The 14,878-nt window shown below is 61.3% G+C and carries 11 protein-coding genes; 6 read left to right on the top strand and 5 right to left on the bottom strand.

Going from position 1 to position 14,878, the window contains the following annotated elements; all coding sequences use genetic code 11:
• Window positions 1-3: 3 nt before the first annotated feature.
• Window positions 4-966, top strand: a complete 963-nt coding sequence (locus J2X24_RS15000; protein ID WP_209723387.1) for a hypothetical protein — start codon at window positions 4-6, stop codon at window positions 964-966.
• 197 nt (window positions 967-1,163) lie between these two features.
• On the opposite strand, the gene J2X24_RS15005 is transcribed toward J2X24_RS15000, so the two are convergent.
• The gene (locus J2X24_RS15005) at window positions 1,164-2,414 is read right to left on the bottom strand and encodes a tetratricopeptide repeat protein (RefSeq protein WP_209723390.1); all 1,251 of its coding nucleotides are present in this window, start codon (window positions 2,412-2,414) and stop codon (window positions 1,164-1,166) included.
• Between the two features lie 150 nt (window positions 2,415-2,564).
• Between J2X24_RS15005 and J2X24_RS15010 the strand changes: the two genes are divergently transcribed.
• The 5 genes from J2X24_RS15010 (at window position 2,565) to J2X24_RS15030 (ending at window position 8,613) form a co-directional block, all read left to right on the top strand.
• Window positions 2,565-4,103 (top strand): IS3 family transposase, encoded by a 1,539-nt coding sequence (locus tag J2X24_RS15010; RefSeq protein ID WP_209723391.1) that lies wholly within the window; start codon window positions 2,565-2,567, stop codon window positions 4,101-4,103.
• Window positions 4,104-4,276: 173 nt separating this feature from the next.
• The gene (locus J2X24_RS15015) at window positions 4,277-4,852 is read left to right on the top strand and encodes a helix-turn-helix domain-containing protein (protein ID WP_209723393.1); all 576 of its coding nucleotides are present in this window, start codon (window positions 4,277-4,279) and stop codon (window positions 4,850-4,852) included.
• Window positions 4,853-4,915: 63 nt separating this feature from the next.
• Entirely contained in the window at window positions 4,916-6,109 is a 1,194-nt protein-coding gene (gene kbl / locus J2X24_RS15020; protein WP_209723396.1) for a glycine C-acetyltransferase, read from the top strand.
• Window positions 6,109-7,197: an L-threonine 3-dehydrogenase gene (gene tdh, locus J2X24_RS15025; RefSeq protein ID WP_245344725.1), complete on the top strand. Its 1,089-nt coding sequence runs from the start codon at window positions 6,109-6,111 to the stop codon at window positions 7,195-7,197. Before kbl ends, tdh begins: the two co-directional genes overlap by 1 nt.
• Window positions 7,198-7,218: 21 nt before the next feature.
• Window positions 7,219-8,613: an L-serine ammonia-lyase gene (locus J2X24_RS15030; RefSeq protein WP_209723398.1), complete on the top strand. Its 1,395-nt coding sequence runs from the start codon at window positions 7,219-7,221 to the stop codon at window positions 8,611-8,613.
• 148 nt (window positions 8,614-8,761) lie between these two features.
• Here the strand turns inward: J2X24_RS15030 and J2X24_RS15035 are convergent, their stop codons facing one another.
• From J2X24_RS15035 to J2X24_RS15050, 4 genes are all read right to left on the bottom strand, one after another.
• The gene (locus tag J2X24_RS15035) at window positions 8,762-13,081 is read right to left on the bottom strand and encodes an Ig-like domain-containing protein (RefSeq protein WP_209723401.1); all 4,320 of its coding nucleotides are present in this window, start codon (window positions 13,079-13,081) and stop codon (window positions 8,762-8,764) included.
• Between the two features lie 83 nt (window positions 13,082-13,164).
• The gene (locus tag J2X24_RS15040) at window positions 13,165-13,695 is read right to left on the bottom strand and encodes a hypothetical protein (RefSeq protein WP_209723402.1); all 531 of its coding nucleotides are present in this window, start codon (window positions 13,693-13,695) and stop codon (window positions 13,165-13,167) included.
• Window positions 13,696-13,703: 8 nt separating this feature from the next.
• Complete coding sequence (locus J2X24_RS15045) at window positions 13,704-14,228, bottom strand: hypothetical protein (protein ID WP_209723405.1); 525 nt, start codon at window positions 14,226-14,228, stop codon at window positions 13,704-13,706.
• 26 nt (window positions 14,229-14,254) lie between these two features.
• Window positions 14,255-14,788: a hypothetical protein gene (locus J2X24_RS15050; protein WP_209723407.1), complete on the bottom strand. Its 534-nt coding sequence runs from the start codon at window positions 14,786-14,788 to the stop codon at window positions 14,255-14,257.
• Between the last annotated feature and the right edge of the window lie 90 nt (window positions 14,789-14,878).

Genomic DNA, 14,878 nt, shown 5'->3' on the forward strand with positions numbered 1-14,878 from the left:
GGGATGAAAGCGGAGCTCTGGTCAGATCGCCCGGGGTTTCGTATTCTCATAGGCTGGGGTGCTGGGGTGCTGGGGGATGGCATGAAACCGGTCATGGAAGAGGGCGGCAAGGCGAAGGTCGGGCTGACGCAGGCGCGGTGGCTTCAGCAGCACTATAGCCTGGGTGAGGGCGGCTGGCCCGGGCCGATCGCCGCCGTCGCGATAGCCGTGTTTATCTTCGCCGCGACGCTTCAGCCCCTGAGCGCGCTTTTTTTCGGCGCGATTGCCGCGCATGGCCTCATCTGTTTGCGGCGGCCGTCTCAGCCGGAACCCTGGGCGCCGGCTATCGCGATCGCGCTCTTTCCGGCTTATATAGGCGTCTATCTGGTGGTCATGATCGCCGTCAGCCTTTGGGTCGCGCCAAATATCGAGTGGCTGGAGCGGCATGCGCGCGAGGTCGTTGCCGTTCCGCCGCTATTCTATCGCAAGGCCCTGGCAGGCGAGCCGCACACCGTCTTTTTCTGGGTGATGCTGGATGTCAGCCTGCCGCTGGCCTTCGGGCTTTGGTATCACGCGGCGCGACGGCTGCCTTACCGGTTTCATGCCGTCTTTCGTTTGGAGAAGCGCTATCCGGATGCTGCCGAGCCCCAGACTGCGCTTTATAAGGTGCGCGACAGACAGCTTCAGAAAGCGCGTGGCGAAGAACAGCGGGTGACCGGACTGATTTTGCTCCTGTTCGCGGCGACGGCGTGTCTGGCATTTGGCGGGTATGAACTGGTGTCCGATGAGAACAGGACCTTTCTCGGCCGGCACGGTGATGGGATTGCCTTGTTTGGCATGCCCGGTTTCTGGGTGTGGAGCCTCAAGTTCCTGATGGGGGTGGCGTTTGTGCCGCTGGCGGTGTCGAGCCTGATCACCGAGGTGTTCGAGCCGCGCCGTGACCGGTTGAAAGCCATGGCGGCGTCGATGAGGGCAGGCGGTAGGTAGGCGGCGAAATGCCCCCACCACCACATCTCGCCGGCGCAACGGCTGCCGCCGTCGCCACCGGCTTGTGTGGTCCCCCTCCCCATTCACATCATTGCGTGGCTGCGACAGCGCCGCTCATGGGGAGGTATAAGATTGGGGAGGTATAAGATGAAGAGCGCCTCAAATAAAATCATCACGCTCTGGAAGCCGAGGCTCCGTCACTCTTCCTTGTGTTCGAACTCGCGCTCGAATGTGCTGAGCATAACGGTCAGCTCAGCGGCGGGTTTGCGGGCGGCGACGGCGTCGCGGATGACCTGGATCGCCGCCTTCCTTTTGGGCTTGTCGGACGGAAGGCTTGCCAGGCCCTCGTCGATCAGCTTCAGCGCGCGGTCGTAGTCGCCGCGCCGGATCAGAAGGTCGCTGAGGTACACGGTGTAGGTGCCGTTTGAATAGTCTTCCGCCAGTTCGGCCGCCTTCAGGATGTTATCATTGGGATAGCCGGGCTGGTCGGCATTGGAGCGCGCATAATAATAGAGTGCCGGCGGCGATCCCGGATTGAGCTTGTAGGCTTTGACCAGCGCCCGGCGGGCAGCGACGTAGCTGTCGGCGCGACTGTCGGCGGGACCGCGTTCGGCCATGGCCAGGTACATCTGGCCCAGCAGGAGCTGGCTGTCGAAATCTTCAGGTTCACGGGAGACCTGCGCGGTCAGCCAGGTTTTGGCGTCTTCCGGGTTGCCGGCCTTGATGGTGGCGCGCGCCAGGGCCTGTTGCGCCAGGACGCCATCGGGGTATTTCGGCGCCACCTTTTGCAGGCGGCTGAGCAGGGTGCGGGCATGTTTGTCCGGCGGGCAGGCGCGCGTACCGGCATCCAGCAGAGGCACGGGCTCTTTATAGGGCAGGGGTGAGATCGTCGTCGCGCTGTCCGGCAGGCCCTTGAACTCATAGACCTGGGTCGGAACGCCCTTGGTCATGTACTGCTTGAGAATGGCGCGATAGCTTTCCGGGTCGATGCCGATGGTCTTGTTGTAGGCCTCCATCGACTCGGTGCCGTCCATGACCAGCTTGAGATAGGCGAAGAACTTTTCCGACCGCGCCTTGTCGCTCATCAGGTGCGAAACCATGACCCAGGACTCAAGCACCTCGGCATCGTTCTCCCGGTCGGTCAGCGGCTTTCCGGCGATCAGGTCGGCATAGGGGATGTAGGCCCACTTGCTGCTGAGGTCGACGGCATCGTAAAAGGCATTATAAGCGACGGCGATGCGCGGCGCCGGGCGCCCCAGCGACACCTTGCCGTCGGGGGCGATCACGGCCGTCATGAAATACCAGCCGAGGCCGATCCGCGCCCAGCGCGGCAGCGGCTTCGAGAACCGCGTCTTCATATAGGCGGCATTGTACGCATAGAACATGTAGGCGACATTGAGATCGAGCGCCTTGTCCAGCAGCCGGTCGTTATTGCCGGTGTTGTTCATCTGCCCTTCGGCGGTCGAGAAATACTGCTCACCGTCACGGCAGGTCGCGATCGGCCGGAAGGCGCCGGATTGTTGATTTCCACTGAGAACTGACCCACTTAGCGGGCTAAGGGGGTGCGGACGAAAACTTGGACCACCAGGAGGTAGTTCATGTATTCCTACGCAGACCGAATGCGCGCTGTGGAGCTGTATCTCAAGCTTGGCAAGCGGATAAAGACGACTATTCGCCAGCTCGGTTATCCTACGAAGAACGCTCTCAAGGCATGGTGCCGTGAGTACGAGCAGCAGCTTGATTTACGCGTGCGCTGCTCGGTTAGGGCGCCAAAGTACGCTGAGGCCGAAAGGCAGGCTGCGCTCGCCCACTACCGCACGCATGATCGTTGCATTGCGTCGACAATGAGAGCCTTGGGTTATCCTGGCCGTGCCACCTTAACGGCTTGGGTTCGAGAGGCATTTCCGGAGGTCAAAGCGCACCTGACAGGCCGATCCTGGCGCCCCGCCTATCCCGAAGACTTGAAGCAAGTCGGTGTGATAGAACTTTGCAATCGCGAGGAAAGCGCACGGGCCGTGGCTCACCGGCTGGGCGTATGTCGACCGACGCTATATAACTGGAGAAACCAGTTACTCGGTCATGAAGCGACCTCGGTAATGAAACAGCGCAATACCTCGCCACCCACTTTAGAACGTGAAGCCCTGGAGCGTCAGCTCGAAGACCTGCAACGCGATATTCGCCAATTGCAGCTCGAGCACGATCTTTTGAAGAAGGCCAATGAACTCCTAAAAAAAGGCCTGGGCGTCGATCTGCATCTCCTGAGCAACCGGGAGAAGACACGGCTGGTTGACGCCCTCAAAGATACCTATCGATTAGCGGAGTTGCTTACCCAGTTAGGACTTGCGCGGAGTTCCTACTTTTATCACCACGCCCGCCGGAGCTTCGCAGACAAGTATGATGTCATGCGACGTCGCCTTACCGACATCTTCGAATCCAATCATCGCTGCTATGGCTACCGCAGACTGCAGGCGTCGCTGGCCAGGCAGAGCGTGACAATCTCGGAAAAGGTTGTGCAGCGCTTGATGAAACAGGAAAACCTAATCGTCGCCAAGCCGAAGCGGCGTCGTTTCGGCTCCTACTTGGGCGAGATTAGTCCCGCGCCGGATAACTTGCTCAATCGCGACTTCCACGCCAACGCACCGAACGAAAAGTGGCTCACCGACATTACCGAGTTCCAGATCCCCGCCGGCAAGGTATATCTCTCACCTATCATCGATTGCTTCGATGGCATGGTCATCAGTTGGTCGATTGGGACACAACCGGATTCGACGCTAGTGAATACCATGCTCGACGCTGCCATAGAGCAGGTGGCTGACGGTGAGGCGCGGCCAATCATCCACTCTGACCGAGGAGCGCACTATCGCTGGCCGGGCTGGCTGACGAGGATCAGCGACGCAAAACTGGTACGCTCAATGTCGCGGAAAGCCTGCTCCCAAGACAACGCCGCCTGCGAGGGCTTCTTCGGGCGGCTAAAAACCCAACTCGTTTATCCGCGAGACTGGAGCGCCTTCACGGTTGAACAGTTCGTCAAGGAGGTGGATACGTACATCCGCTGGTATAACGAGAAACGGATCAAGATATCCCTTGGCGCACTTAGCCCTATCGAATATCGAAAAAGTCTTGGCCTCAGCACCTAAACCAGTCCAGGTTTTTATCCGCATCCCCCCCGGGTCAGTTCTCAGCGGAAATCAACACCTAAGGCTGATGTCGCCAGCAAAACGCCGAACTGAAGACAGAAGCCGGATAAACCTGCGGGTTTGTCCGGCTTCTCCTCTTGCCGGAATGGCCCGGACGGTGTTCATGATCACGCATGACTGAAAAGCACCGGAAAGCGCCTGAAATCGGATCGCGTTTGCATGCCATGCGCAAGACCAGGGGCTGGTCCCTCGAAACCCTGGCCGATGCCTCCAAGGTCTCGCGCAGCATGTTGTCGCAAATCGAGCGCGGGCAGACGAATCCGACCTTTGCCACCTTGTGGGCGCTGACCCAGGCGCTTGAGATCGAGATTTCGCAATTGATCGGTGAGGCGGCGGCGCCGGAAGACCAGGTGATCGAAATCGTCGACGCCCATAATGTCCCGCGTATCCGTTCCGCCGACGGGCATTGCACCCTTTACATTCTGAGCCCGCCTGAGGCGACCGGGCGCAGCGAATGGTACCGGTTGTTGATCGAGCCCGGTGCGACCTTGAATTCCAAACCCCATGCCGCCGGCAGTCGGGAACATCTTTCGGTCCTGTCCGGCGAGGCTCTGGTCATCGCCGCGGAAGTTCAGGCGAGGGGCGGTGCCGGCGATACGCTCAGATACCGTGCCGATGTTGCGCACAGCATCAGCAATGCAAGCACAGGTCTGCTCGAAGCGTTTCTGGTTGTGCTTACGGACGCATAATTTCACTTGCAACAAATCCATTATATTGTACATATTCCATTATAACGGATAATGGAGGTGTCGATGTGTGCGCAATTTTACGAAGGGGTCGAGGCGGCCCTTCGCGACATCGATACCAAAGGACTGACCAAGCCTGAACATGTCATCGCCTCCATGCAGCGACCGCAGCTGCGTTTGCAGGACGGCCGGGAAGTCGTGAACTTCTGCGCCAACAACTATCTGGGCCTGGCCGATCATCCCGAAGTCATTGCGGCTGCCCACGCAGCCTTGGATGAGTTTGGTGCAGGCCTGGCCAGCGTGCGCTTTATCTGCGGCAGCCAGACGCTCCACAAACGCCTGGAAGCCCGGATTGCCAGCTACGTCGGCAAGGAAGACGCCATCCTTTTCGCCGCCTGTTTCGATGCGAATGGCGGTGTGTTCGAGCCCTTGCTGGGCGCCGAAGACGCCATCGTATCGGATTCCCTCAACCATGCCTCCATCATCGATGGCGTACGGCTGTGCAAGGCGAAGACCTATCGCTTTCGCAACGCCGACCTGGACGATCTTGAGACGCAGCTAAAGGCGGCCCGCAGCAATGGCGCTCGGACGGTGATGATCGCGACCGACGGCGTGTTTTCCATGGATGGCTATTTCGCGCCGCTCGACGGCATTTGCGAACTGGCTGACCGCTATGATGCGTTGGTCATGGTCGACGACTGTCACGCCACCGGTTTTATCGGTCCGAAAGGGGCGGGGACACCAGCGCGGCTGAAAGTCTCTGATCGCATTGACATCCTGACCGGTACTTTTGGCAAGGCCCTCAGCGGGTCGATGGGCGGATATGTTGCGGCGAAAAGCGAAGTTATCGCGCTTTTGCGGCAACGCTCTCGTCCATACCTCTTCTCCAATGCCCTGGCGCCGTCGGTAGCGGGCGCTGCCCTGAAGGCCATTGACCTGGCCGAGGCGGGCGATGACCTGCGACGTCAGCTTGCGGCCAATGCAGAGCGGTTTCGCGAAGGCATGACCCAGGCGGGCTTCAATCTCCTGCCGGGAAGCCACCCGATCATTCCGGTCATGCTGGGAGAGGCGCGCCTGGCTCAGGACCTTGCCGCTGCCCTTCTGGACAAAGGCATCTACGTCATCGGCTTTTCGTTTCCGGTTGTCCCGACAGGTCAGGCGCGCATCCGGACGCAGATGTCGGCAGCGCATAGTTTTGAACAGATCGATGCGGCGATCGAAGCCTTCACGTCCGCAGGCAAAACTCTGGGAGTCATCTGATGGCCGACGATATCCAAGCGACGCGTAGTTTCAACGCCGCCACGCCTTTGACGATGAAGGCTCTTGCCAAGCTGAAGCCGGAGCCGGGCATGTGGCAGACAACCGCGCCTGTGCCGGAAATCGGGCCAGACGACGTGCTCATCAAGATCACGCATACGGCGATCTGCGGTACCGACATCCATATATATAACTGGGACGACTGGGCGGCGCGCACGGTGCCTGCGCCGATGATTACCGGCCACGAATTCGCTGGCGAGATCGTTGCCATTGGTGAGCGGGTGACTCGCGATCTTCATATCGGGCAACGTGTCTCTGGCGAAGGCCATATCATCGACCTGAATTCGGCGGCGGCCCGTTCGGGAAAATTCCACCTCGATCCGAATACCGTCGGCATAGGCGTCAATCGCCAAGGCGCGTTCGCCGAGTTTCTCACCCTGCCGGCATTCAATGTAGTGCCCTTGCCCGATCGCGTTCCCAGTGAACTGGGGGCGATTCTCGATCCGTTTGGCAATGCCGTTCATACCGTGCAGCAGACGGATATGGTCGGCGCCAATGTGCTTGTAACCGGAGCAGGCCCGATCGGTATCATGGCTGCGGCCGTAGCCAGGTTCATCGGTGCCCGATCCGTCACCCTGACGGACATAAATCCTTACCGCCTCAATCTCGCCAGGGCATTCGACGGCATACGAACCGTCAATGTGCGCACGGAAGACCTGATGGATGTCCGCCAGGAGCTGGGCATTGCCGAAGGCTACGATGTCGCGCTGGAAATGAGTGGGGCCGGGGCAGCCATCAGTCAGGCGCTGGAACATCTCCGGATGGGCGGAAACCTGACCCTCTTGGGCCTGCCATCCGGCCGGTCCGACATCCTGTGGGCTGACGTTATCCTCAAGGCCATCACCATTCGCGGCGTCTATGGGCGTGAAATGTTCGACACCTGGCGCAAGATGCTGGGGCTGATCGAGGCGGGGTTTCCGCTGGAACGGATCATCACGCACCGCTTGCCTGTTGATCGTTTTGACGAAGGCTTTGAGGCCATGCGCGCGGGACAGACTGGAAAGGTCATACTCGACTGGACAAGAGGCTGAACGCAGGTCACTTCTGAAACCATGCTGTCCGTCCTCGACATATTCAAAATCGGCATTGGCCCATCGTCATCGCATACGGTTGGCCCCATGCGGATCGCGCGTCGGGCCATGATCGAGGCCAGGGCCGCGGGCGTCCTTGATCGCGCTGTTCGGGTGCAGGTCGAGCTTCAGGGCTCGCTGGCCCTGACCGGTATTGGCCACGGGTCTGACAAGGCCGCCGTCCTTGGGCTTCTGGGGGCGGAGCCTGACGCGGTCGATCCGGACTGGGCCGACAGCACGTATGAAGCCCTGCGCACGGCGTCGCAGATCGACCTGTTCGGTGGGCCGACAATCGGCTTCGCCTACCGGCGCGATATCGATTTTCGTGGCGACATCACGCCTCGACTGCATCCCAACGGCATGAGTGTTCGCCTCTATGACCGCGACGGCGCGGAAATCTTCGAGCGTACCCTCTATTCGACAGGCGGCGGATTTATCGCCTCGGCCGCGCAGTTGTCCGCTCCGGCGGAGAATGACCTGATCAATGTCGGCGCTCCGGCCCCGTTGCCGTTTGCTTCCGGCGCGGAGTTACTGGCCATCTGCGCGCGTGAAGCCATTAATGTCTACGATGTGGTCCTGGCGAACGAAGACGCGCGCCGACCGCGCGCAGAGACCGATGCGGGGCTGCTGCGTATCTGGACCGTGATGAGCGAGGGCATCGACCGGGGGCTGGGTGCGTCAGGTATTTTGCCGGGGGGATTGAACGTCCGGCGCCGGGCGCCGCGTTTGTTCGAGACGCTCAAGACGGAAGCCCATAACCAGGAATCGGAGCGCCTCTTTGATTGGCTAAATGTCTTCGCCATGGCCATCAATGAGGAAAACGCGGCCGGCGGCCGTGTGGTGACGGCTCCGACCAACGGCGCAGCGGGCATCATACCGGCCTTGATCCGGTATTACTGCGCCCTCGACGGATGGTCAGAAGAAGATACCCGCTCGGAAGGCAAAATCGGCAGGTTCCTGCTGACGGCAGCCGGCATCGGCATGCTTTACAAACAACGGGCTTCGTTATCAGGCGCGGAGATGGGCTGTCAGGGGGAGGTCGGTGTCGCCTGTTCCATGGGCGCGGCAGCGCTGTGCGCGGTATGGGGCGGCACGGCAGGGCAGGTCGAGCATGCTGCCGAAATCGGCATGGAACACAATCTGGGTCTGACCTGCGATCCGGTAGGCGGGCTCGTACAGATCCCCTGTATCGAACGTAATGCCATCGGGGCGGTCAAGGCTGCGAACGCTGCCCGCCTGGCCTTGCGTGACGAAGGCGACCACAAGGTCTCTCTGGACCAAGTCATCGAGACCATGCGTCAAACGGGCCTCGACATGTCCTCCAAGTACAAGGAAACGTCGCAAGGCGGTTTGGCCGTCAACGTCGTGGAATGCTAGCTCTCGGTCGAGGCGACTTCCGCTTTGGGGCAAATTTTCGCAAACCGTCTCATACCGTGTTCCATGTCTGCTTGTGGCGCAGGGACGAACCGCAGCGAGATTAAGTCGATGCGGTCCTTTCTTTTTCGATGAGACGAACCCGGCTAGGTTAAATTAGCCATGCGGAGACCTGATCGTTAAGATCGAAGTAGGTATGATTAAGCATAGTCCCTGACGGTCCGAGTAAAGCGAAGTCTTCCACCCCGTCGATCAGGAGCTGGACCACGCCGTGGTGTGTCTCTCCACGCCCGTCTATGACGTCGTATTCGAAGCTGGTGGTCGCGCGCGTATAGGGCAGCATCGGGTCAAAATAGGCGTCGTCGGCTGTGTAGACCAGCGAACCATTGGCGGCATCGAATGCGACCGTGCCCACCGTGTGACGCGTGTCGATGGTCCAGCCGTCATGAATACTGCCGTATTCCGCTTTCAGAAGCTGTTTGAGCAGGTCGTAGAGATTGTTCGTCGCCTGTCCCTCGGTCGCGGAAAAGGTTGCAACCGGGAGATTATCGCCGGAAATATGCAAGGTGACTGCAGCGGTCGAGCGGTGGCCATTGGCGTTCTCAACCTGATACTCGAAGGTATCGGTGATGCTCTCGCCTGGCTTCATGTCCTTATAGAGGGTCTGCGGATCGTAGATAACCGAACCGTCCGTCGCAATCTCGATGATCGCACCGTTTGTGGACTCCAGGGACGCCGCCACTATCCTCAGGCCGTCGCCCGCGTCATTGGTCAACAGGTCCGGGAGCTTGATCGTGACCTGGCTGGAATAGACATCAACGACGTCGTCATTGGCGCCATCCGCCGGCGGGGCATCGTAGGCGCCGGTAACAGTGATGGTCACTGTCGTGCTGGTCTTCGCGCCGTGCTCGTCGGTCGCTTCGTAGGTGAAGCTGTCGGTGGCCGTTTCGCCGGCGTCCAGATACTGGAAGGCGGCTCCCGGGTCGTAGGAGACCGTGCTGTCGGCGTTCAGCGTGACGTGGCCCAGTGTGCCCGACAGCCCCAGCGAGGCGATCGACAGGTGGCTGCCGCCCTCCGGATCGCGGTCGTTGCCGAGCAGGTTCAGGTTGATGAGGCTGGAGTCCTCGTCGACGCTGTAATGGTCCGCGAAGGCCATGGGTATGTCGTTCTCACCGGTGATCGTGATCTGCAATGTCGATTGCGTCCGGTTGCCCGAGGCGTCCTCGATGACATAGGTCGCGGTCCGTGTCGTCGTCTCACCCTCGGCCAGCGCCTGGTGGGCGCTGCCGGGCGTCACCGAGACATTGCCGTTGGCGTTGAAGCCGAAGGTCAGGTCCGGATCGTCGGATGTAATGCTTATCAGCTTCAACGGCCCGCCGTCGCGGTCGTAGTCGTTGGCCAGAACATTGACCTGCCCCGACAGGTTTTCCGTAGTGGTGACAGTATCCGCGACCGCGACAGGCAGGCCGCCGCGCGCCGCCAGTTGCGCCGGTGTAAAACTGCCGTCGCTGAAGACGAGCTTTTCGACAGAGTTAAGGGTGTCGGTGCCATCGGTATCGCCGGTGCGCAGGTCCTGAACCACGAAAGCGCTGCCGTTCAGGGTGAAAAGATAATCGGTGGAGGCCCCGGAATAGTGGGCCGTGTCTGATCCGTTACCGCCATCGATTGTGTCATTGTCCCGGTCGCCATAGAGCGTGTCATTCCCTTCGCCGCCGTTGATGAGGTCTGCGCCGGTGCCGCCGCTTAGGAGATCGTTGCCCTTGTCGCCGAAGAGCTGGTCATTGCCGCCCCAGCCGATGAGCCAGTCGTCGCCCGCGCCGCCAGCGAAGGTGTCATTGCCGGAAAAGCCTTGCAGCGTGTCATTGCCCTTGCCGGTGATCAGCGAAACCTCCTCGACATTGACGACGCTGGTGCCGTTGTCGAGAACCTGCGCAACGGACAGATCTACCATGTCCAACGCAATGCCGGTCTTGGCCGTGGAGCGGTCGATAATGGCGCGGTCAAAGCCTGCGCCGCCATCAATTATGTCGATACCCGCGTCCTTGCCGGCCTCCGCGCCGCTCAAGGCGCCGATGAGAAGGTCGTCACCATCGCCGCCCGCCAGTGTATCGCTGCCCGTGCCGCCATTGAGAATGTCGGCATCGGCGCCGCCGATGAGATTGTCGTTGCCGGCGCCGCCGTTCATCGTGTTGAAGCCCCCCCGGCTTTTGAAGACGTCGTTACCGGACCCGCCGTCCAACTGAGCGCCGCCAAAGCCCGTCAGCACCGTGACCTGTTCAAAGCCCTGAATGCGCGTGCCGCCGATATCGACCTGGCCCGCCAGATTGTTCGCGACACTGAAGGTGACGATGTCGCCATACTGCCGGAAGTCAAGATAGCCTAAATCGCGCCCGGCACTGCCGTCGATGGCGAGATCGCCAGCATCGCCATAGATGGTATCGTTGCCGTCCCCACCGACCAATTCGTCCGCGCCACGACCACCCTCAAGGTAGTCATGCCCGGCCTCGCCAAACAGGTGGTCATCGCCGGCATGCCCGCGCAGAACGTCCTGACCTGCACCTGAAAGGAAATAATCGTTGCCCTTGCCGCCTTGCAGGTCGTCATTGGCGCGGCCGGTGATCAGCGAGATTTCCTCGACATTGACGATGGTCGTGCCGTTGTCGAGGACCTGCTGAACCGCCGGGTTGCCGATCGAGAAGCTGATGCCGGTCTTGGCGCCGGAGCGGTCCACCGCTGCCCGGTCGAAGCCCGCGCCGCCGTCGATCACATCGATACCGGCATTCTTTCCAGCGTCGGCTCCGGTCAGAGTCCCCACCAGCCAGTCATCGCCGTCGCCACCGGTCATCGTGTCGTTACCGGTCCCGCCATAAAGGACGTCGGTGTCGATGCCGCCACTGAGGTTGTCATTGCCGGCGCTACCGTTCATGGTGTTGAAGCCGCCCTTGCTCATGAAGACATCGTCACCGGCGCCGCCCTCCAGCTGCGCGCCGCCGAACCCGGTCAGCACCGTGACCTGTTCGAAACCCTGGATGCGCGTGCCACCGAAATTGACCTCGCCCGCAAGGTTGTTCGCGACGCTGAAGCTTAGTGTGTCGCCATATTGCCGGAAGTCGAGATAGCCGAAGTCGCGCCCGGCGCCGCCGTCGACGATGACGTCGCCCGCAATGCCATAAATGATGTCGTTGCCATCGCCGCCAAACAGCTCATCCGCGCCGTTGCCGCCGTCGATATAGTCGTCGCCGGCTTCGCCATGGAGGCTGTCATTGCCGTCACGGCCGCGCAGATAATCCTGGCCGGCGCCTGCGGCGAAATAGTCGTCGCCCTTGCCACCCTGAAGGTCGTCATTGGCGCGGCCGGTGAGCAGCGAAATTTTCTCGACATTGACGATGGTCGTACCGTTGTCGAGAACCTGCGCTACGGACGGATTGCCCAGCGAGAAGCTGATGCCAGTTTTCGCCATCGAGCGGTCCACCGCAGCGAAGTCAAAGCCCGCGCCGCCGTCGACAATATCGATCCCGGCGTCCTTACCGACATCGGTGCCCAGCATCTGCACGATCAGGACATCATCGCCGTCGCCGCCATTGAGAGCATCATTGCCGGTACCGCCATAAAGAATGTCGATGTCGCGGCCACCGTTCAGCTGGTCGTTGCCACCATTGCCGCGCAGGACATTGAAGCCGCCTTCGCTCGAAAGGGTGTCGTCGCCCGCAGCGCCAGTCAGATCGGCGTCGCCCACGCCGGTGCGAATATCGACACGCTCGAAATTGCGGATATCGGTCGTACCGACCTTGACCGTACCTGCGAGGTTTTCGAAGACGCTAAAGCGGACGGTGCCGGACTGGCCGCGAAAATCCAGCAGGCCGGTGTCGGAGCCGGCGCCGCCATCGATCAGCGTGTCGCCGGCGCTGCCGTGGATGACATCGTCGCCGTCGCCGCCGTCCAGAATGTCGACACCGGCGCCGCCGATGAGCAGGTCATTGCCAGTCATGCCGAACAGGCCGTCATCGCCATCGCCACCGTCAAGCGTGTCATTGCCCGCGCCAGATGCTACGAAGTCACCGATAATGCCACCGGTCACATGGTCGTTGCCGCGACCGGTCACAAGCGAGATGGCTTCGACATTGACGATGCTGGCGCCCGTTTCGAAGACATGGCGTACCGAGGGTGTGGCCAGGGAAAAGCGAACGTCGCCGCGGGCAGCGGAAAGGTCGACCGTCGCCCGGTCAAAGCCCGCGCCGCCGTCGATCAGGTCGATGCCAGGGTTGAGGCCTGCATCAGGCCCGGTCAGGGAGGCGATGATCAGGTCGTCGCCGTCACCGCCCAGCAGCATATCGTTTCCGGTGCCGCCATAAAGGACATCGTTGCTGCCTCCGCCGCTAAGGGTGTCATTGCCGGCGCCGCCGGTCATGTCGTCGCCCCCGGGCGTGCCCGAGAGATAGTCGTTGCCGGGTGTTCCTGGAAAATATGTCATGGTCTCTGTCCTTGAAGGTGCAGGCCATGGACTGCCCGGGCGTTGTCGCGCGGGCAGGGATGGCCGGGGTTGTGGAGAAGGGGTTAACGGTGTTCGTAGAAGGCGACGGCTTCCTGCGCGGCCTCGTCGTAGGCGATCAGCGCCGCCGTCGCCTGGGCGTTCGGTCCGGGGTGATCACGCTGGATGTAGAACCAGGTGCGGAAGTTGCGATAGGCGCGGCGGCACAGGACGTCACGTTCGGCGTCGCGATCGCCGGTCGTCAGCCGGTAGGTATCTACGACCTCCCAGCTGAAGCCGGTGCACACGGTTTCTTTCGCCAGCCAGTCGAGGCGGCCATCGTGTTCGCGGCGGATGCGGTCGGCGGCCGTTTCGTGCAGCACCGGCGCAGACGCGTCGTAGGCGCCGGCGGCGATACCGGCGTCTATCTCATCCGCCGAGCTCAGCATGTCGGCGATATCCTGCGCCGACAGCTGGTCCTTCATCTGGACGGCCTGTGCGCGCAGCTGGGCGGACAAGGTACGCATCTTATCGGCGGTCTGGACATTCGCCGTCTGGGCATGGCTTTGCACCGGCACGAGGGCCAAGGCCAGGGCAACAAGAACAGCGGGTTTCATGGTGTGCCTCAGTTCAGGTTGAAGGTGCGTGACTGGGCCGTGGCGCCCGTGCTTTCGACACGGATCCTGACCGGCTTGATGCCGCGCGACCCGCTGAAACGCAGGCGGAAGCGGGCACTCTCTCCAGGCTCGATCCACAGCGTGCCGGGCAGCTTTTCCAGGCCAGCACCGCCACCGGACACCGATGCCCGATAAAGCTCGCCCCAGTTCTGCAGGGTTTCGCCGTCGGCTGTGATCAGCGCGGCCTTGATCTCGCTGACGACCATACCCATGCGGTAGTCCTGCAGGTTGCGCACACCAATGACAGACTGCCATTCGCCGTCGGCGCCGATCAGTACGTCGTCGACCTTGAACTGCCAGCTGCCGTAGGTGTCGTAGTCCCCGTTGTCGCTGACCAGGGTGGCGATCTTTCGCGCCGAATTGACGTCGGCAGTGGCGCCGGCGACGTCAGCCAGTTTTTTCAGCAGGTCGTTCGCCTGGGCCGGAAAGGCCAGGAGGCTGGTGGCGAGGAGGGAGAGTGCAACAACTTTCATTGGGAATATCCTTGGAAAATGAGATGTCATTTCAGGTTGAAGGTGCGCGAAAAGGTTTCGCGATCGCCGCTCCAAACGCGTAGGCGGATCGGGTCGAACCTGGCGCTGTGGGGAAAGATCAGGCGGACGCGGATCTCGTCGCCCTTTTCCATCCACATGGTCTGCGGGATGGCTTCGAGCTGCGACCAGGTTCCCTCGACGGATGCGCGGTAAAGAGTCGAGGCGGTGGCAATGCTGCGGCCGTCGCTGTCGAACATGGTGATGCAGACACCGTCGGTCGTCAGGCCGACGCGGTAGCTGGCGGCGTCACGCACCCAGACGACCGCCTGCCAGTCGCCCCGGGCGTCGCGCGTCATAGACTCGATCCGGAAGTCCCAGATGCCGTAATTGGCATAGACGCCCGTATCCAAAGGTGGCGCGGCGGCGGTGCGGTCGACAGAGATGCCGCCTGAAGCTGAAAGGGGTATGGCGTAGGCAAGCGAGGGCGCCGCCATGGGCGCGATGCATATCAATGTCGAAAGGGTCAGGATGCGCAGGCGCATCGGAATGTCATCAGCCATACGGGCCTCCACGTTTCTCGGAGGCTGACCTAAAGGATGTGCCGCGGCGGGTATTCCTAAATTGTGACTAAGCCGGTTCCGGAAATCCTC

This window comes from Asticcacaulis solisilvae (assembly GCF_017875235.1).
In the GTDB taxonomy this organism is placed as follows: domain Bacteria; phylum Pseudomonadota; class Alphaproteobacteria; order Caulobacterales; family Caulobacteraceae; genus Asticcacaulis; species Asticcacaulis solisilvae_A.